The organism is Bradyrhizobium sp. DOA9 (assembly GCF_000617845.2).
Classification (GTDB): Bacteria; Pseudomonadota; Alphaproteobacteria; order Rhizobiales; family Xanthobacteraceae; genus Bradyrhizobium.
In genome coordinates, this window is record NZ_DF820426.1 from 411,718 (window position 1) to 431,747 (window position 20,030).

Consider the following 20,030-nt stretch of genomic DNA (forward strand, 5'->3'; position numbering starts at 1 on the left):
CGGGCTCTCCGAGCCTTGGTGTCCACTCGTTCGGGGGAAGTTCACACGGCGGTGCCGAGGCGCGAGATGGCCTGCTAGCTTACGCCGCTGTCGGCGGTGCGTATCAAGGGCAAGAGCTGGCGGTCTGCAATCCTGTGCTCGAGGCGCCAAAACAGTAGGAGAGGCGATCGCAGACGGGGCCTGTCCAGCTAGTGAACTTGTCGCCTAAGCCATGGCAGACCGTACCAGCCTACTGGCCGATGCGGACCTCCTAGATCAGCCCTATGCCGCTGGCGTCCTCACAGACGCGTACATACATGCTCAGGTGAACGATCAGCAGACCATCAACGCGAGCGAGTGTGTCGCCGCCACCGCACAGATTACGGTTGAAGTGCCGCACTCACCGCGTCCGCCATGCCGGATTGAGAACTGCAGCAAACGTAGGGCAGGGGAGACTTACCTGTCGGCTGTTCTGCCGCGCTAGTCTCAAAGATCAAGGAGACGCGGCCCCTATGGCGCACAGGGGCCGGGCCGATACGCCTCGTCCTGACGTAATGCTGCCGTGTCTTGCAAACTCAGCCCCCGACTCGGGCACGGAAACGGCAGCTTTACGCGATAGCTTCAGACGTGATCTCCTTGCGCTCGCTATACTTGAGCAGGGATGAGGCGGAAGTGGCCTTCCTTGATGATCTGACGCCATCGGACGGAAATCGGCCGATGAGGCCGTCACCGGGGGATCCCTGTCAGGCGCCAGCCGCTTAATGACACGCGCGCCCTAGAAGCCGATGCGCCATCAATGATTTAGATGAGGCCTATCCAAACACTCGATTTTACGAAACTCGAACAATATCGGATAAAAAGGACGGGCATCTGATTTCGGGCGCGACCTAATTGCTTCTAAGAGGCCCCTTGAAGGACTTCGGTGCAAGTCACCTACACAAGGACGTCGATTGACCGAGGCCGCAGGCCGGAAGCAGAAGACGATAGACCAACCATGTTTCGTCCAAATTCACAAAAGGGCCGACCTCTCGACCCCTTTCGGGTCCCGAGCGCGCCCCAAGCAGCAACGGCGCCTATCGGCCTCGCTCCCCGCCAGCCGCGTTTTTTTTGGGATCCACCTGCCCGCATGACCACACGTCCTGATGCGCTTCAACATCGATCGTACGCTTTCATCGCACGCTCGTGACTCTTTAGACATTTACGCAGCCGGACTAACCGCGCGCACTTGAGTGCCGACAAAGGCAAAGGAGGGGCGATGGCCGCCCGTTTAAGTTTTCCTACAGCCCTCTCTATACTCTCAGTCTCGTTGTTCTGCACCGCGTCTCAGGCAAAGGACCGCCGCAACGTCACGGAACCGGCCGCCCCTGGAGAAGTATGCGCCCATCTGGAGCCATCGGGGGGTATTGACACCGCCAGATTGCAAACCGCGATAGATCACTGCGTCGCAGGGGCCGCGGTATATCTGCACCCCGGGACGTTTCTTTCAGGTCCACTCGAAATGACGTCCGGTACAACACTCTGGCTTGCTCGGGGCGCAACGCTGGCCGCTGTAACGGACCCCCAAGCATACCAAAAGAGCTCGGGACGATGTGGCCACATCACCAGGACCGGCGATGGCTGTCGTCCCCTCATCAACTTCTTGAATACCCAGGGCGGCGGCCTGTATGGGGAAGGAACGATCGATGGACAAGGAGGGGCCTTGATGGAGGGCACAACCGAGACTTGGTGGCAGCTGGCGCGTCGCGCACAAAGAGAGGGCGCAAGACAAAACGTACCTCGATTGATCCAAATGGATCATGCGCATGACATCGCCGTTCATGGAATCACCTTACGCAATGCAGCAAACTTCCACATTGCGATGAACTACGTCAAACGCGCAACCATCTGGGCCGTCATCATTGATACGCCCCCTGATGCCCGCAACACCGACGGAATCGACCCGGGAGCGAGCGAGGATGTGACAATCATCCACTCTTCCATCCGCACCGGTGACGACAACATTGCAATCAAAGCCGGCACAAACGGCCCCACGCGCTACATTTCCATTTTGGACAACCAGTTCGGCTGGGGGCACGGAATGTCAATTGGTAGCGAAGTGAATTCAGGTGTCAGCGACGTAACGGTTAGCGGCCTGACATTGGACGGCACGACATTTGGCCTACGAATCAAAAGCGATTCAAGTCGAGGCGGTCTGGTTGAGCGCGTGACCTACGAAAACGTATGCATGAGAGATAACAAATGGCCCATACACCTCGACACACACTACGATCCTTCCGCTCACGGTGCTAACGTGCCTGTTTATCAGCAGATCGTCTTCAAGCACGTCTATGGGACCGATGGCGCGCTCGTTATGCGAGGGTTTGATCGACACCACCCATTGGATATCTCAATGGAAGATGTGCACTTTTCCCGCCGTGCCAGTTGGCAAGTTGAGAATACAAATGTGACCTCGGTCAATGTACTTCCGTCGCTGCCAGGTGGCGTTGCGACGGCCTTCTCCACCGCATCGAACGCGTGCGCAGCTACTTTCCGCCCCTTCCCCGAAAGCGGCAGTAGCAAACACGGCGAGAGCACCGTATGGCCAGCAGCCCCAGTCGGCCGCTGATGATCACGACGGACCGGCCGGTTTACACGGCGCGATCGACAAGAATTCGGACCGCACCGTCTATACCGAGCACTGTATCTCACGATCTGCACGTGACTCTCACATGCTCACGCCTGTCAGATGACATTAGAGCACTACTGCCCTTCCAGGGCAGTGCACCTGCAGGCCCGCTGCTAAACCGCCGCACTACGTGAGTGGAACTGCTATCCCACACCTACGCTGCTATCGCGGTTGGGAGATCCAGCTCGTATCACGAGAAAAGAATGACTGGAGCGACCACTGCTTCACCTCGCGGCCACTGAGCTGGTGCGCATACCTTTCTCTGCCTGTAGGATCGGCACCGATACCTAAGGATCTATATTCCGCATAGTAGGCGCTCATTAGACTGCGGCTCTTGCCTGGGTCCCATTCTATCCACCCCTCGGCCATCACCGGCGCATCGATCTGCGCCGACAAGAAGATCACCGCAGCATAGGGTCGCCATGGCCGTCCGAGCGCAACGTTGCGTGCGGCTGAGTCAGCCGTGAGCGTGCAATGATCGAACACAAAGGCACTGTCTTCGTCCTCGGAGGCTCTGCTTTGTGCAGTATAGACGACTGCGTGATTCGCGACGCCGTGCAGCTCACACTTTCTGAAATAGGCCTTAGCATTGCCGAATATGAAATCGACGTGGCCCTCGATATAGCAGTCCACGAAGAACTGACGACTCATTCGGCCGTTGGCGCCCTTGTTAGCGAACAATGTGTCTTGCGCACCAAGTATCCTGACGTTTGCAATAACAACCTTATCGCCTGTCACAGACAATGCCACCGCCTGAGATGCTGGATTGGCTGGGTTGGCAGAATAATCATTACGAACGGTGAGATTTTCGAGCCGGAAGCTATCGCCCGACGCATCCAAAGTCGCCGAAAGGCGAGTCCCACCCGCGGTGCCGGCGCTGTTTCCATAGACAATAACTACCTCATCAGGCCTCTTGCCGCCTCCTCTGACATAGACATTCGGCTTCGCCACCCCAACCTTCCCGCGATATATCCCCGGCCCAACTAAAATGCTTCCACCAGTTGAAGGTAACGCGTCTACTGCTTCTTGTACGGACCTGTACGCACCCTCTTCAGATAGAGAGACCTTCAGCGCCTCCGCATGGACCGGCAGAACATTCCCAATCGCCGCAAATAGCGCGGACACGCTCAGCGCCTTATGCAACCTGATCACCTCCTGTTTAGGCGCGGCGCCTTACCGGCGCCCTCATCGTCCCACGAGCCGGGCCTGCTAACTTTTCCACCGGGTTTCTAACGACGATCGCCAGACGTCGCAACGCTTTCGGCACGCCCACCCAGCTTGCCCTATTCGGTGAAACGCATCATCAAGGAAGCGGGAAGGGGACAGCCATGTCGCTTTGCCCTTTCCTCAGCCTTCGAGAGCGCTCGCACCTTTGAGGCTACTCAGATTCTACAGTGTTGGCGCGGCCTGACGTTAAATAGCGGCTGATGAAGCGCTCTTGAGGCTTAGTCGCACGGTGCGACGCTCTTTTAGGTGCAGGCAGGTCCTCCGTCAAGCGCAACCCCACTTTGGCGAGGGCATCGAGGATTTCCTTGCTCTATAAGATTGCTAACGCAAACGATCATGCGACTCTCTAGCTTGCGCGATAGGCGCCGAAGGTTTGGCTACCGCGCACCTCGCGTAGGGCGGAGAGTAAGCATCCGGCGTAGTGCTCAGCGGAGAGATACGGGCAATTGCACACGATGACGTAATTGCGATCGGCGCCGGTCATGGTCGAGTCGCTCAGCCCCTCGACTTTCGCATTCACAGATCCGGCCGCGACTTTCCCGCACCCGGCTCTTCCCGAAGGTAACCCGCGTCATATTCGCGGCTGCGCCCAAGTGTGTCATTCGACCTGCAATATTGACGAGGGGCCAAATTTGCAGACGACGACGTAATTGCGGTCAGCGCTCACGAACACGAGCGCTCCGTTATCATCTGCCTCTCGCAATCAAGCGATCGGAGGAACTGTCATGCGGCAATTCGTCGGGCTAGATGTCTCGCAGAGAGAGACTGCGGTTTTCGTAGTCAATGAGACTGGTGAAGCTCCTTTTTTGAAAGAAAGGCCAAATTTCATCCCGGAGATCTGTCAAAGTTACTTCATAAACCTGCTCCACGGGCAACGCGCATCGGCTTTGAGACAGGCGCAATGGCGAGCCGGCTTTGGCATGAGCTTCGTAGGGTCGCACTCTTCGTCGTTTCCATCGATGCAAGGCATGCACATGCAGCACTGTCGGTCCGCATGAATAAGAGCGATCGGGACGATGCTCGAGGCCTTGCTGAACTGGTGCGGGTTGGTTGGTATCGAGGCTTCACAATCAAGAGCGAGGAGAGCCAGACGGTCGAGCAATCCTCGCCGCGCGATACCGCCTTGCGTCCATGCGCCGAGATATCGAGAACCAGGTTTGTAGTCTTATCAAGGAATGTGGGTTGCTTTTTCCACGCAATCGGCCAGCAGTTCCGCAACTTAGTCCGTGAGCTGTTGAGCCAAGGCCATCAGCTCCTCGCGGGGATCGAACGGCTCCTGTCGATCCACGGAAACATCTGCCAGCCGCAAAGTAAATCTGACGACGAGGTTCGCCGATTGGCGAAGTCGGACGAGACGACGCGTCGCCTGATGACAATTTCTGGTGTCGGCGTAGTCACCGCTTTGACGTTCCGCCATACGATTGATGACCCGTTTCACTTCCGATCGGCATCGACTGTCGGCGCCTATCTCAGCCTCACACGTCGGCGCAGCCAATCCGGTGAGTCTGATACCAGTGGGAAGATTTCCCGATGGGGCGACAGGCTCCTCCGAACGTACCTTTACGAGGCAGCGGGACATCACCAGCCCGGCGGACCGGACCGGGAACTTACAAGATAACGTCAGGCCGACGCGTTGCTCCAGTCGAACGATGTGCCATCGACCCAGATGCAGTGGAGGACGACGGCGATCTTGCGGGCGATAGCAACCTTTGCCTTTTTCATGCCGATTATCGGCCTACTAGAAGCTGGCTATCGATCCACTAGCCGCGCTCGCCCTGTCTGCGCAATCCCGACCTGCTCCGCCGGGCCGAGCGCTACTACTTTGCCGAATGGCTACAAAAAGACAGTTGACAACAATCCGCAATTGTTGGGCCGATTGACATCGATACACCAACCTGCTCGTCGGCGCGAGCTGGGTTGCGGAATATGGCGACCCCAACAAGCCCACAGAATGGGAATGGCTCAAGGCCTATTCCGCCTACCACATTGCCAGACCCGGACAAGACTACCCGCCTATCCTGATCGGCACGACGCGACGGGACGTTCGCGTCCATCCCGGCCACGCCCGCAAGACGGTCGCCAAGCTCCAGGGGATGGGCTACGAAGCTTACCTTTACCAGCCGGCCGCCGGCGGTCACGGCTATGGCAGAGATCACGAGAAGAATACCGACTTCCCGGCGCTGGCTTACTGGGCCTATCTGGCCGATCTCAAGTCAGTGAATACAACGACGAGCTTGCCGGAGAAGGGACGCGCGGCGGAATTCGAACGGACCGCGCGCCGACAATGCGGCATTCCATCGAAGTTCCATCGCACAGGCAATGGCGCCTCGAATCGCGCTGGAGGCCGTGGCTGAATTCAGCTTCTGCCTCCTGGACGGTCAACGAGCAGCAATTTCGGTCGGAGCTTCCAGTCGCGCGACATGCTGGCTCCACCAATCTTTTTGTTGTCTGACAGCTGCGCTGGTCTCAGGTCGAGTGCTTCAGTGCCGAACCACGTTTTCGTGCCCAATCAAGGATTCTGAATTGGAAATGCCATTGGCACGATCGTTGCTGTTCACATTGGCACGATCGTTGCTGTTCAAATGCAGCAACAGTGATTAGCGGAACGCATTTAGATGCACGAGACGACCGACGTGCTCCTTTGCTTAAGCCCCGACAAAGAGAGCGTGCTCCAATACAGCTAAGCGCGCGACGAGACCTTACCTATTGCATTCGCACATTCGCCAAATGTCCCAGTCAAACGGCCAAGGATATCGCTTCCGCGCCCCGCGACGTCTCGGCGCTACAGATAGCGAGAGTTCGTCGCCCTTTACCCTGAAATCTGGCCGCTGCTCAACGTCGACGTGGAGAAGAGCTTATGCCGCGCAAGGGTAAGTGGCTCTCATTCGGACCACGATCGTACTCGGCCTGCTTCTGGGGTGGGAGGCCGGCGTGCGGCGTGGCTTGATCGACTCGGTGTTCTTACCCGCGCCGTCGACGATGGCCGCGCAGATCGTAAAAGGGATGTCGACACTGGGCTTCTGCACCCAGCCGAGGTGGTACAGCCCTTCATCAATATATTCAATGAACTCCCGCGCATGCTGCTTGTCGTTCGGCCTGCAATATTGCAAGCGATGATGCAATTGCGGTCGGCGTCCGCGGCTCGAAAGGTTCGGTATCTTCAATCCTTCCCGCAATCTCGCGAACCGGAGGGGGCTATGAAGCAATATGTTGGGCTGGATGTCTCGCAAAAAGAAACGTCAGTATGTGTGGTCGACGAAGTGGGTCAGGTCTTGTTCGAGGGAAAGGCCAAGTCCGACCCGGGTGCGCTCACAGCACTGCTTCGCAAGCGCGCGCCACAGGCGGAGCGCATCGGATTTGAGACCGGGGCGATGGCGAGTTGGCTATGGCATGAACTTCGTAGGGTTGATCTTCCGGTGGTCTGCATCGACGCGCGGCATGCCCACGCGGCTTTGTCCGTCCGCATGAACAAGAGCGATCAGAATGATGCTCGAGGTCTGGCCGAATTGGTGCGGGTTGGCTGGTATCGAGAAGTCAAAGTCAAGAGCGAGGAACGTCAAAAGATCCGCACGATACTCATCGCGAGATCTCGGCTCGTGGCCATTCGTCGAGATATCGAGAACCAGGTCCGCAGTCTAATCAAAGAATACGGCTTGCTCTTCCCACGAGCGATCGGACTGAAGTTTCGCAATCAGGTCTGCGAGCTGTTGGGCTAAGATCATCAACTCCTCGGTGTGATCGCGCCGCTTCTGTCGATCCATGAGCAGACCTGCAAGCAGCAAAGCAAGTTCGACGACGAAGTCCGCCAGTTGGCGAAGTCGGATGAGACGACGCGCCGCCTGGTGACGGTTCCTGGTGTCGGCGTGGTCACCGCCTTGGCCTTCCGCCATACGATCGACGACTCATCGCGCTTCCGATCGGCATCAAGCGTCGGCGCCTATCTGAGTCTTACGCCTTGACGCAACCAGTCTGGCGAAACTGATATCAATGGCAAGATATCAAGATGGGGCGACCGTCTTCTCCGCACTTACCTGTACGAGGCGGCGACCGTCCTGCTTTATCGAACAAAGAAATGGTCCTCTCAGGCTTGGGGCATGAAGCTCGCCAAGCGGATTGGCATGCGAAAGGCAAAGGTCGCCATCGCGCGCAAAATCGCCATCGTTCTTCACTGTATCTGGGTCGACGGCACATCGTTCGACTGGGGCCAGGCGAAGGAAGCCTGATCCGATCTGTAAAGTTCCTGGTCCGGTCTGCCCGACTGGCGATGTCCCGCTGGGACGGTGTTGTGGCGACCTCGGTCAATCGGCTGGTGGCAGCTCGTTCGCACTCCGCTGCAAACGTTGAGGTGCCCGACCCGGACATCATCATGAGGCGCTCTGCGACCTCGGAAAGGACCATGACCCAGCGAAGACATCAACCAGCCCCGGTGATCCAATGCCTAGCCAGCAAAGCACGTATCAGCCGCGCCCGCGCCGTCTCCGCAACCCGGACCAGCTCCGACGGCGCGAGCACTACCTCCGTGCCCTGGGCGAGTTCAGAAATGTAAGCTTGACAACAAACCGCAATTAAAGGGCCGATTGACACTGTGTCCATTCTAAGCCTAACGGTTCAAACAACCGCAGACTCGCAGATCACCCCGTCATCCGGTAGGTGGCCGACAGCTGCGCACCATTCGCAAAACTGGCTTCGGCCGCCAGATTCCGACGCCGCTCTACAATGGTAACCTCGCGGCCTTGCTCAGCAAGCTCCAAGCTGTTGTTAGCCCAATAGCGCCTGCGCCCAAAACGGTGACTCACATGTTGGTACCTGTCGTGGTCTCAGGAGGTTTGTTTCGCAAAAGGATGATGATCCGATAGATTCGCAAAGGCCTCGCTGCTAAATCCTGCATGCTGAGTGGAATTAGGCAACGTGACACTTCTACCAAGACTATCGGGGCGTTTAACGAGCTGATGGATCGCTAGGATCTCATTCAAACGATGTTCGATCGTGGTCGGGAATGGAACAACCTTGCGAGTCAATAGATCAACGTGCAGCGTCATGTTCTCGGAGGTGGCTGACAACCATCCATCTTCGGCATGGCGAATTTGACGCACTGTATGTATGCGCTTTTGATCGAAAGCAAGGAAAAGGACCGTCGCGCGCACCATGTCATTCACATGAACTTCGCGAAGATACCGGATGTGAGCTTCAGCGGCGAAAAGTGAGCAGTTTGTCTTTTTGACATAGAGTGATCCGAGCCCGAGTTCGATGCCAAACTCCTCAAATGCTCGATCCAACAAAACGTGGTAGTATGCCATATGCAAATGGCCGTTATGATCCATCCAGTCGGGCTCGACACGCATGGTGCTGGAGACAAAAGGTGCAGTCTGAATGTCGTGCATAGTTCGCTCCGAGGAGTGAGGGGAAGCGAGTAGCGCCATCGTCTACAGGTACAGGGCAATCAAGATCTGCGTTCAAGCGCAAACCAGCGCGGATCTACCGCCGGCTGTTCTCCCGCGATCATCTGCGCGGCTTGTCGTGCCGAGCCGCATGCCAAAGTCCAACCCAGCGCCCCATGCCCCGTATTGAGAAACAGATTTGAAATCGGCGACCATCCAATGATCGGCCTGCTGTCAGGTGTTGACGGCCGCAACCCGGCCCAGGGCCGAACGTCGCTTTCCAGATCGAGGCTTAAGAACTTTGCGGCTTGGCGCATCATCCCAGTTAATCGCCGATGATCGATGTCGCTGTCGAAGCCGACGAGGTCAGCAATCCCGGCTACACGGACCATGTCTTTGTACCCTTCTTTCAGCGGCGCGTAGACGATTTTCTGATTGAGATCCGTCACAGAGTGTTGGAGTGCCTGGGCTCCGCTCGCAAAGCGGGCCGTGATTGAATAGCCCTTCATTGGATACACCGGCAGGCCAAAGCCTGCGAATTTCGCAAAACGCGCCGCCGCAGAACCAAGCGTCAGAACAACGAGGTTTGTCTCAATAACCCCTTGGCTGGTCTCAATGCCAGACACGCGATTGGCGCGCATGACGAGTTTGCGTACATGTGTACCGAGTTGCCATGTTACGTTGGGTTGCTGCTGTAACCGGACAGCGAGTTCCTGGCAAAAGAGCCGGCAATCGCCGATTTGTTCGGTTGGAGTATAAATTGCGCCCGCAAACTCGTTAGGATGGATCTCTAGAGCCGGCTCCAGTTCAAGGCATTCGGAGGCCGTCAGTACCTGTTGTCCTTCCGCATTCTGAAGTGTTGCCTGACGCGCTACTTGTTGCCGGGCAGCGTCAAAACTGCTCCTCGTTCGGTGTAGGACAATCTTCCCGGCCGTGCGAAGCCCAAATGATAGGGCCTCGCGTTGGGCGAGCTCGGCTAGAGCTCCGCGACTGAGCGCACTAAGGGCGAGCTGCGCGCGTGTCGTTTCCGCTACCATTCTGTTATTGCAAGCCGCGAGAAATCTGAGGCCCCATCGAATAAAATCTGGGTCAAGGGTCGGCCTTATGCGGACAGGCGCCGCGGAGGACAGGAGTAGTCCTGGAATTTTTCGAAGCGTTTCTGGTGAGGCAAGTGGCGCCACAAAAGCGTATGATAGCTGCGCTCCGTTAGCGAAGCTTGTCTCGGCGGCCGGCTCGCGTCGCCGGTCAACGACCGCGACTTCATAACCGCGTTGGGCCAGTTCCCAGGCCGTTGTGAGACCGATGACACCGGCACCTAGAACACAGACTCGCATGAAGGTCATTCCGACGCATTGTTCGGGCTGGAATTAACCCGGCTCTTCTCGAGCGCGAACAAAAGAAATCTGGGTAAGGGCTAAATCTAGATACAGGACAGAAAAATGCCCCCGACAGGAATGCCGGGGGCTCAGTCGACAGACTAATCTAGGGAGGAGATAGTCTGAGCCACTTTCGCGGAAGTTAGAATCGAGCGCACGGACTCGAGTTGTTCGTTCGTGTAGGGAAGCAGCGGTTCGCGCGGAGCGCCAACCGGCTGTCCGAGGATCGTCATCACCGATTTTATGCCGGCGTAATAGCTGCCCACCTTGAAGCAACGATAGATGGCAAATAGTGCGGGCTCGAGGCGATCCATGGTCTGCGCATCGCCGGCCGCCGCCGCATCGTAGTAGCGACGCACGAGGCGCCCAGCGAGCTGGTGGGCCATCGCCACCACACCAGTACAACCGACAGGGAGTGCGGCCCGAACCATCGTCTCGTATCCGACGAAGACCGCGAGGCGATCTTTGACCGTCGCACAGAGTTCGGTAAGATGAACAATATCTGCCGACGAGTCTTTGATAGCGACGACGTTGTCAATCTTTGCGAGGGTATCGATCAGGCTAATGGGAAGGCTAATCCCGATCCTGACAGGGCTATTGTAAAGCATGACGGGCAGCTTTGTCGCGCCCGCAACACGGCGGAAAAACGTTTCGGTCTCCCGCGTGTCCGGCTTCGCATAGATGGGCGGAAGGGCGAGGATACCATCGCAGCCGGTCTCTTCGGCGTGTTTGCAAAGTTTAACGATCGTTGCATTCTGTAGGTCTGCGACGCCGGCAAGCACGGGCACCTTTTTCCCAGCGGCGACTACCGTAGCCTTGAAAAGCTCGGCTCGCTCTTCAACCGAGAGAGCGTAAAACTCGCCGGTACTACCAGCGACAATGATGCCGTCCGCGCCGTTCTTGATGTTGGACTGAATCAGCCCAGCGTGTTTCTGGAAATCGATTGAGCCGTCCTCTTTGAACGGGGTCACGACGACACTGTGAATTCCCTGCCAATCGGTCTTTTTCATCTTTCACCCTCTGGATCCGAACAATTCGCCGACAGGAGATTGTCGCTGGACGCGCAACATTGCACTGCCGACTTATTCAATACCTAAGACGGATGTCTAGCGCAACAGTTTTGTCATGCGACATTTGTAAAATGTCGTGGTGCGATTTATGTCTCTGTATTCGAACTCGTGAGAATTGTTTGCCGGTGAGAAGGCGATTGAGCGTCGTCGATCAAACTACCGAGAGCAAAAGTTGCGAGGGCCGCTCAACGACTTGCTTGAGTGCGAGCAACGTGCGCCGCAGATCCTCGCCTCTACAGGCACCCAAGCACAGACGAATGCCGTTCTCAGGCGTGCCTAGAAGGGTGGCAGAGCCAGGCGGCGTGACCAAAATCCCATGCTTCCGTGCGTTGTAGAACACGTCTTCAGCGCTCTGCCGGCCGTCGAGAGCGAGCCAGACATGATAGCCGCTCACCTCGCGCTGCGTCGGCGCTGGATTGTTAGGAAACACCTCTCGGAAAATCTCGAAACGACGATGCGCTTCGCGTCGTAGGTCATCGATGGTGCTCTGAAGCGCGCCGGATTCGATGAGATGGCTCGCGACTTCGAAAAGGAGAGGCGTCGCGCTCCAGGCACCGCCGCGCATAGCGAGCTGGGCGGTTTTGAGCAGCGCTGGCGGCACGGTGACAATTCCGGCTCGATAACCGAGCTCAAAGATTTTCGACAAGCTCGCCAGATAAACTGTACGGTCCGGAAGGAGGCCAGCGATTGGCTCCTGCTTATTTTGAGGAAGGAAGCCGTACACATCATCTTCGATGAGCAAAGCGTCACGCCGAGCGATGACCGCGGCGATGGCTCTGCGCCGATCGGTGGACATTGTCCGAGCGGTCGGGCTATGTAAGGTGGGCATCGCATAAACCACCTTGGCGCCAGTAGCTTCGAGCTTCTGGTCTAAGTCTTCGGGAACAAGCCCCTCTTCGTCCATCGCGGCGGTTACGAGGCTGAGTTCTCGAAGGCTGGCGGCGGGCTTGAAGCCAACGTAAGTGAGCTCCTCTACGATAACTGTGGAGCCTGGCTTGCAGACGATGCTCAGTGCCAAGTCGAGACCGTGCTGAGCTCCGTTGACCAAAAGCAGGTTGTCCGGCGAAGGCCGGAAATGTGGTGTTGAGATCCACTGAGCCAAGACATCGCGGTGCCTGGCTAGCCCGTGCGAGGCATCGTAAGCGAAGAAATCGCGCTTATCAGCGTTACTCGTCGTTTGGCTCAAACCATTGAGCAAGACATCGCGCTGACCGACGTCAGGTGCCAAATTGATGTCCAGTCGGACAGGCAAGTTAGGATGAACCGGTTCCTCGTTACGAGGTCGGGCAACGAACGTTCCCTGCCCAACGCGACCGGAGACAATGCCGCGGATGCTTGCCTCCCGGTAAGCCTTCGAGACAGTAGATAAGCTCCACCCGAGATGGTTTGCCAATGTACGATGGGGCGGCAGAGGGGTGCCGACCGCGAGCGATCCGTTCTGGATACTTTCCTCCAACGACTTCACCAGCGCAAGAGAGAGCGGCAAGTCGGGATCTAATTTTCCAGGAACCCACTCCAAAGCAACCGTGCTACGGCGGCCTCTCTTACTCTTTTGGGTGCGCGCGCCGATCAGGTGATTTTTGCCGCCAACTCGGCGAAGACGGCCGCTCTTCTCCTCCATAGTCAAGGGCCACCGTCTCCTTCGAGATCGTCCGGATTTTCGCGCAGGGTGTGATAATGCAATCTCAGAGCATGTCTTAGTACAAAGAAAAATGGATGACAAGCAAGGCCTTAGCTCGGCCCTGCTTGTCTATCCACTCAACAGTATTTCCCCGACTGCGGCACGAGCGAGAGGTCGATACCACGCTCCGAAAGGTATTTGGTGAAGCGAGCGCAGGACAGGCCAAGGGTGCGCTGCTGCATGGACCAGTTGGCGAGGAAGTTAATGAACCCCGCGTTGCCGTCTTTCCGCGGCAACGCCGCCATGACAGGATTGCGCAAGACTGGCGTCGGCACAATCGCCTTGCCAATACCTACCTTAGTCAACTGAGCCGCGTTTTGGTCTGCCAGGATGATGGCGTCAACTCGCTTCGACTGCATTTCAAGGACCGCTTGATCGCGAGTCTTGACGAAGACAAGCTTTGCCTGCGGCGTGAGGGTTTCCGCGATCGTCTGCATGGCACTACCGCTCTGGGCGGCAATGCGAACGTCCGGCTTGTTGAGATCGCGCCAAGTCTTGGGCTCAAACCCATCACGCGCCAGGATCGTCCAGATGCCCTCTACGACGGGCTCGAAAACATAGTCAACTACTACGCCGCGCTTGGGGTTTGGATTGACACCGAAGGCCACATCGAGCCGCCCCGCTTGGAAATCGGCGGCCAAGTTGCCCCATGTGGTTTCAACCCAATTGACCTTCACACCCAGCAGCTCAGCAATATCTTTGCCCATATCTGCGTAGGTGCCTGACCAATCGCCTGTCGTCGGGTTTTTGATGAAGTCGGGCTCCTCGCCAGACATCGCGGGGTAGTTGAGCACACCACGCTTCTGAATCTCTTTAATCACAGCGCCGGGATCTTCGGCTGAAGCCGGCACTGCAAGGTTACCAAAAGCTACGAGAAGAGCAGCAATGAACGCTGAAAGTCTGAACCTCATATCCGTTCCCCTATGCCAAGGTGCATGGTCGACTTACGACCCCGAGCCGCTTTGCACACCCGTTGGCGTTGACACGCTAATTGACTCGGTGCATTGTCATATAACGGAAATCCAAATGTCGTGCTACAAGCTTCTTGGCTTCGAGGACAAAATGCTCTGGGACAAGGCGGCACCTGGCAGTACCTCCCTTCGGAGGCGGCAAACTCCGTTTCTTGGGACCCAGCTTGTGAGCGGAGAGAACTGACTGTGATCGGATTGAGTTCATCTTTTTCGGTTATCGATACGCACACCGTCGGGCATCCAACCCGCGTTATTTTAAGCGGGATCCCGCCGCTGAACGGAAGGGACGTGCTTGAAAAGCGCGAAGATTTTAGTCGCCGGTTCGATCATTTGCGCGGGCTACTGTTGCACGAACCCCGCGGTCACGCCGCAATGTTTGGCCTGGTTCCGGTGCCTTCATCGAAGGCTGACTACGGCGCAATCTTTATTTCGTCCTACTCATATCTCGATATGTGCGGGCACGGCACCATAGGGCTAGCAAAAACGCTTGTTTCAACAGGTGAGATCCCATCGGGCCGCGAGAGTTTCACACTCGAAACGCCGGCCGGCGTAATAACGGTCGGGCTCATTTGGGATTCGAGCGGGCGGCTCAAGCATGTTCGTTTGCGTAATGTTCCCAGTTATGTCGGCATCGAAGGTCTCGAAGTCGATAGCGCCCAATTTGGAAAGATCCGTGTAGATATTGCCTATGGAGGCGTGTGGTATGCGCTCGTCGAGGCGAACCATCTGGGACTTCGACTTCGTCCGGAAAATGTCACATCGCTTCTGCAGACCGGATACAAGCTCAAGCAGGAAATAGCAGAGGCCATCAAGAGGCACCCTGACAGCGTGGGAGCGACATCTCCCAGTGTCCTCTTTTACGAGGAACTTTCGGCATTGGAGGCCACGCATTTTCTGGTGCTGGAGCTCAACAAGTTTGATCGCTCACCATGCGGGACCGGCACGTCAGCCCGTCTGGCGCAACTTGCTCATCGAGGGCGTATTACGGCCGACGGCGTGTACACCGCTCGTAATATCTTGGGAGTGCCATTCGAAGCGCGCATCGCAGAGCGTCAACCGGCTGCGATCGTCCCTGAAATTCAGGGTATTGCGCATCTCGTTGCGCAATCCACCATCCTCCTGGAAACCGACGATCCACTGAGCGCCGGCTTTCTTTGTAAGTAGGACGTCCAACGTTTCCTCGATCGGAAACCGCTGCTAGCCGAAAGAGTCGGAGCCCTCGATGGATATGTCTGTCGTTTACAACAACGCCCCCCTGCTGTGGTACGGCGTGCTTTACACGCTGTACTATACGCTAATTACTGTTACGGGCGGATTAGTTCTGGGTCTCGTTGTCGGCCTCATACAGTTTTCGCGATACAAGGCCTTGGTCTTCCTTGGCTGGCTGTTTGTGGAGTTTTTTCGTAACATTCCTTTGCTCGTGATCTTGCTTTGGACATACTACGCGCTGCCGATTTTCCTCAACATCAACATCGACAAGGGGATTGCGGGCTTCTTGGCTCTTACGTGCTACGGCGCTGCATTCTATGCGGAGATTCTAAGAGCCGGCATCCAATCGATCGATGTGGGGCAATCTGACGCCGCCGTTGCGCTCGGCATGTCTTACGGTCAACGCATGCGGCGGATCATTCTGCCGCAAGCTTTCCGTCGCATGATCCCACCACTGGTCGGTCAATCGATCATGCAGATGAAGAACACAAGCCTGCTCTCGACCATCACGGTTCCGGATCTGCTGTATCAAGCGGGGTACATATCGAGCTTCACTTACAAGCCGATGGAAGTCTACACCGCCGTTGGCATTCTCTTCTTGATCATGCTGGTACCGCTCACCGTTTTATCCCGCATGCTTGAGCGCCGTCAGAGCGCCGTGAAGTGAGGCCCGCTATGAACGCAGACCAAGCCCGCACCATTCTAGAACTGGAGGGGATCCACCTCTCGTTCGGAAGAAAGGAAATTCTTCGTGGAGTCGATCTTAAGGTTCGAGAAGGAGAGGTTGTCGTTCTGATCGGAGCCTCAGGCTCAGGCAAAACCTCGCTTTTGAGGTGTATTAACTTACTCAATACGCCGCGCAGCGGGCGCATCGCCATTAATAGTGAGCCGATCTTTGAGGCTGGTCCGACGGATAACGGAATCTCGAAGGTAGCCCCGACAGAGGTGAATCGAATTCGCGCGAAGACGGGCATGGTCTTTCAGCAGTTCAACCTCTTTCCGCATATGACTATTCTTGAGAACATCATGGAAGGCCCCGTGATCGTCAAGAGGGAGACGCCTTCGGAGGTTGAGACAAGGGCTCGCGCCTTGCTCGATCAGATGGGCTTGGCTGACCACGCATCCAAGAAGCCAGCGCAGCTCTCTGGTGGACAGCAGCAGCGCGTTGCCATCGCTCGAGCGCTTGCAATGCGCCCAACTCTCATGCTGTTCGATGAGCCGACATCAGCGCTCGACCCGGAACTGGTGGGCGAGGTCCTGAAGGCAATGGTTGAGCTCGCTCGCTCTGGCATGACGATGGTTGTCGTCACGCACGAGCTTGGCTTTGCGTTTGAGATCGCCAATAGGATCGTGTTCCTTGACGGCGGTGTTGTCGTCGCCGATGGCTCGCCACAACAACTTCTGCTTCATCCCGATCATCCTCGGTTGAAAGGTTTCGTGAATCGCTTCCACGAAACAGCTGACATGTTGCGCCCATTCCTTGAGGCAAAGTAGCAGAGCTTGCAGGTATGAGCGATCGCAACTCGAGCGAGGCCGCGAAGTTATTGGACCGTGGCCGCAGCGTATCCATCATCGGGGCCGGAGCGGTAGGCGTCTGCTGCGCAAACTATTTGCAAGATGCGGGCTTCGATGTCGTCATCATCGACCCCGTCGAGCCGGGAGATCCGCAACAGTGCTCATATGGGAACGCTGGCGGCCTGTCTCCGGGCTCCTGCATTCCCAATGCTATGCCCGGGATTTTGCGTGAGCTTCCTGGGTTATTGCTGGATCCAGACGGCCCAGTGAGCCTTCGGCTTCTCGATCTCCCGCACGCACTCCCATGGCTGTTGCGGTTTCTTTGGTCAAGCCGAGCGAGTCGCGTTGGCGAGATCGCCGACGCGATGATCGCGCTGAACCGTCTTACATTCGAATACTACAACCCTTTGATCGCCGAGGCGGGGTGTATGGATCTCATCCAGCATCGGGGGCAGCTGTTCGTCTATGAGGATCCAGCGGCGCCCGCACGGATGACCACGTCGACGAAGATGCGTCGTGATCGTGGTGTCAAAGTTGAGCTGCTGAATGAATCGCAGCTTCGTGAACTCGAGCCATCGCTGAGTTCTGCTTACAAGGCTGGACTCTTCCTTCCCGAACAGGGTCAGTGCGGAAATCCAGGTCGGCTCATCGCAAGCCTCTGGCGTTTAGCGGCACAGAAAGGGGTCCGGCAGCTGCGCGCTAAGGCGAAAGGCTTCACTTTTGGACCGAATGGTCCGGTAGCAGTCCTAACAGATGATGGGCCTGTGCAAGCGGACTACTTTGTCATTGCTGCCGGCGTCTTCTCTGGCCCACTCGCACAGCAGTTAGGCGTTCGCGTACCGCTTATTGGCGAAAGGGGGTACCACGTCGTTCTGGAGAACGTTGACGTCGGCCTGCGCGCAAACACTTGCTGTGCAGCTCGCAGGTTCGTCGCGGCTCCGATGGAAGGTGGCCTGCGTTTAACCGGCACGGCTGAATTCGCGAAGCCGTCGGCGCCCCCACGCTGGGAACGCTCAGAGATCCTCGTCCGACAAGCCAAGTTCATGTTCCCTTCGCTGGGAGAGTCGATCGTACAGCGCTGGATGGGCAGTCGACCAAGCACGCCGGATAGCATTCCCGTAATTGAGCGCACACCTCATCATCCCAATGCAATTTTGGCATTTGGCCACGGGCATCAAGGCTTGATGGCTGCCGCAACAACCGGAAAGCTCGTATCGCAGTTGGTCTCTGGCGAGACCACGCGGATCGATCTTTCGCCATACCGATCAAGCCGCTTTTGAAGGCGGTCTTGTCTTAAACGCTGGAGAAATGGACATGTACGACGAGAAGATTGAGCTCTTTATCGATGGCGTGTGGCGCCAAGGCAGCGGCGGGAAATCCCAGCCTCTTCTGAACCCGGCGACGGGCGAAGAGATCGCGCGAGTGCCACACGCGAGTGAGGATGATCTTGAACAAGCGCTGGTTGCCGCCGAGAAGGGCTTCCGCGTCTGGAAAGCAAGGACTGCGATCGAACGCTATCGTATTATGATGAAAGCTGCCGATCTGATTGATGCTGAGAACGAGCGTATTGCGCGCGTGCTTACCATGGAAAACGGCAAGCCGCTTGCGGAGTCGCGCGCCGAGGTCGGCTTTGCGGCCGACGCAACACGGTGGTACGCAGAAGAGGGGAAACGAGCCTATGGACGCATAGTCCCTGGCCGTCTTTCGAACCAACGGCAGATCGTCATAAAAGAGCCAGTCGGCGTCGTCGTTGCCTTTGCTGCGTGGAACTTTCCTGCATCGAACGTGATTCGCAAGGTCGCGGGCGCGCTGGGTGCGAGTTGCTCGATCATTCTGAAGACCGCTGAGGAGACGCCCGGCACTGCCGTTGCGTTCGCGCGCTGCTTCGAGAAGGCCGGTACGCCTGCAGGTGTCATCAACCTCGTTTTCGGCGTTCCAGACGAGGTCTCTTCCTACCTGCTAGCATCGCCGATCCCGAAGAAGGTCTCGGTCACCGGCTCGACCGCCGTCGGAAAGTTACTTCAAAAGCGCGCCGCGGAGACGCTCAAGCGCTGCACAATGGAATTAGGCGGCCACGCGCCAGTCATTGTGCATGAAGATGCTGACGTGGCTCTTGCAGTAGACACTCTCGTAGCTGCAAAGTACCGAAACGCCGGCCAGGTTTGTACCTCTCCGACGCGGTTCTTCGTGCACAAGTCGCTTTATGAGGGTTTCCTCAAGCTCTTCTGTGAAAAAGCAGCGGCTTTGAAAGTCGGTGATGGTCTCAGCACGGACACGCGCATGGGGCCGATGATCGCGGCTCGCCGTCTCGAAGCGGTGCAACAGCTCGTTGACGATGCTGTCGCGAAAGGAGCACGTTTGTTGCTGGGTGGTACTGCGTTGAAGCACCCTGGCTTCTTCTATGAGCCGACCGTATTGGCAGACGTTCCCGATAACGCACGCATCTTCTCGGAAGAGCCCTTCGGCCCGATTGCGTCCTTTCAGTCATTTTTGGAGTTTGACGATGTCATTGAACGGGCCAATGCCACACCCTACGGTCTTGCGTCGTTTGTCTTCACACGTAGTGGATCACTCGCGCAGAAGACTGAGCTTGCGCTAAATGCTGGCCTAGTTGGTGTCAACAATACGGCTATATCCACACCCGAAACCCCGTTCGGAGGAGTCAATGAATCGGGTTACGGCTCCGAAAGTGGCCTTGAAGGCTTAGAGGCGTTTCAACGCATCAAGTACATCTCAGAGTTGTTTCCTTCATAAGGGATGTGGAGGATGATTGGACGTTTAAGACAATGGCAGAGCCCACTTTTTGAGCGAGCAACTTCTCTCTTCCTTTTCCAATGAAAGGACCAAAGATCACGAGTGGAGCGAAGTCTACGGTTGAGGATCCTAAGCCCCTTCACAGTAGTTATCGCAGATGCTCGTGGTTTCTGTCGGAATGGTTCTCTGAGAAATTGCTTCCGAA

The 20,030-nt window shown here is 56.8% G+C and carries 12 protein-coding genes and 3 pseudogenes; 9 read left to right on the forward strand and 6 right to left on the reverse strand.

Annotated features, from left to right (window positions below):
• Positions 1 to 1,477: 1,477 nt before the first annotated feature.
• On the forward strand, positions 1,478 to 2,584 hold the full coding sequence (locus BDOA9_RS35100; protein WP_025038599.1) for a glycoside hydrolase family 28 protein: 1,107 nt from the start codon (positions 1,478 to 1,480) through the stop codon (positions 2,582 to 2,584).
• 222 nt (positions 2,585 to 2,806) lie between these two features.
• Here the strand turns inward: BDOA9_RS35100 and BDOA9_RS35105 are convergent, their stop codons facing one another.
• Positions 2,807 to 3,787 carry a pectinesterase family protein gene (locus BDOA9_RS35105; protein WP_152033742.1) on the reverse strand — a complete coding sequence of 327 codons (981 nt, stop codon included), beginning with the start codon at positions 3,785 to 3,787 and terminating at the stop codon, positions 2,807 to 2,809.
• Positions 3,788 to 4,596: 809 nt separating this feature from the next.
• On the opposite strand from BDOA9_RS35105, the pseudogene BDOA9_RS35110 reads away from it, so the two are divergent.
• From BDOA9_RS35110 to BDOA9_RS37335, 3 pseudogenes are all read left to right on the forward strand, one after another.
• Positions 4,597 to 5,444: pseudogene (locus tag BDOA9_RS35110) on the forward strand (IS110 family transposase); the annotation flags it as partial.
• Between the two features lie 310 nt (positions 5,445 to 5,754).
• Positions 5,755 to 6,060, forward strand: a pseudogene (locus BDOA9_RS40290) (prolyl oligopeptidase family serine peptidase); the annotation flags it as partial.
• Positions 6,061 to 7,068: 1,008 nt separating this feature from the next.
• Positions 7,069 to 8,094: pseudogene (locus BDOA9_RS37335) on the forward strand (IS110 family transposase).
• Positions 8,095 to 8,688: 594 nt separating this feature from the next.
• Here the strand turns inward: BDOA9_RS37335 and BDOA9_RS37345 are convergent.
• From BDOA9_RS37345 to BDOA9_RS35155, 5 genes are all read right to left on the reverse strand, one after another.
• Complete coding sequence (locus tag BDOA9_RS37345) at positions 8,689 to 9,252, reverse strand: thioesterase family protein (RefSeq protein WP_152033743.1); 564 nt, start codon at positions 9,250 to 9,252, stop codon at positions 8,689 to 8,691.
• A 59-nt stretch (positions 9,253 to 9,311) separates the two neighbouring features.
• Positions 9,312 to 10,592 carry a D-amino acid dehydrogenase gene (locus BDOA9_RS35140; RefSeq protein WP_082847994.1) on the reverse strand — a complete coding sequence of 427 codons (1,281 nt, stop codon included), beginning with the start codon at positions 10,590 to 10,592 and terminating at the stop codon, positions 9,312 to 9,314.
• A 134-nt stretch (positions 10,593 to 10,726) separates the two neighbouring features.
• Complete coding sequence (dapA, locus tag BDOA9_RS35145; protein ID WP_025038608.1) at positions 10,727 to 11,635, reverse strand: 4-hydroxy-tetrahydrodipicolinate synthase; 909 nt, start codon at positions 11,633 to 11,635, stop codon at positions 10,727 to 10,729.
• A 211-nt stretch (positions 11,636 to 11,846) separates the two neighbouring features.
• Positions 11,847 to 13,316 (reverse strand): aminotransferase-like domain-containing protein, encoded by a 1,470-nt coding sequence (locus BDOA9_RS35150; protein WP_025038609.1) that lies wholly within the window; start codon positions 13,314 to 13,316, stop codon positions 11,847 to 11,849.
• A 137-nt stretch (positions 13,317 to 13,453) separates the two neighbouring features.
• Entirely contained in the window at positions 13,454 to 14,287 is an 834-nt protein-coding gene (locus BDOA9_RS35155) for a transporter substrate-binding domain-containing protein (protein WP_025038610.1), read from the reverse strand.
• A 246-nt stretch (positions 14,288 to 14,533) separates the two neighbouring features.
• Between BDOA9_RS35155 and BDOA9_RS37350 the strand changes: the two genes are divergently transcribed.
• The 5 genes from BDOA9_RS37350 to BDOA9_RS35185 are packed head-to-tail and all read left to right on the forward strand — an operon-like array spanning position 14,534 to position 19,825.
• A complete protein-coding gene (locus tag BDOA9_RS37350) occupies positions 14,534 to 15,511 on the forward strand; it encodes a proline racemase family protein (protein WP_244521629.1) in 978 nt (325 codons plus the stop codon).
• A 58-nt stretch (positions 15,512 to 15,569) separates the two neighbouring features.
• A complete protein-coding gene (locus BDOA9_RS35170) occupies positions 15,570 to 16,223 on the forward strand; it encodes an amino acid ABC transporter permease (RefSeq protein ID WP_025038613.1) in 654 nt (217 codons plus the stop codon).
• A gap of 8 nt (positions 16,224 to 16,231) precedes the next feature.
• Positions 16,232 to 17,050 (forward strand): amino acid ABC transporter ATP-binding protein, encoded by an 819-nt coding sequence (locus tag BDOA9_RS35175; RefSeq protein WP_025038614.1) that lies wholly within the window; start codon positions 16,232 to 16,234, stop codon positions 17,048 to 17,050.
• A 14-nt stretch (positions 17,051 to 17,064) separates the two neighbouring features.
• A complete protein-coding gene (locus BDOA9_RS35180) occupies positions 17,065 to 18,351 on the forward strand; it encodes an NAD(P)/FAD-dependent oxidoreductase (protein WP_025038615.1) in 1,287 nt (428 codons plus the stop codon).
• A gap of 34 nt (positions 18,352 to 18,385) precedes the next feature.
• Positions 18,386 to 19,825, forward strand: coding sequence for an NAD-dependent succinate-semialdehyde dehydrogenase (locus BDOA9_RS35185; RefSeq protein WP_025038616.1), 1,440 nt, complete (start codon positions 18,386 to 18,388; stop codon positions 19,823 to 19,825).
• Positions 19,826 to 20,030: the final 205 nt, after the last annotated feature.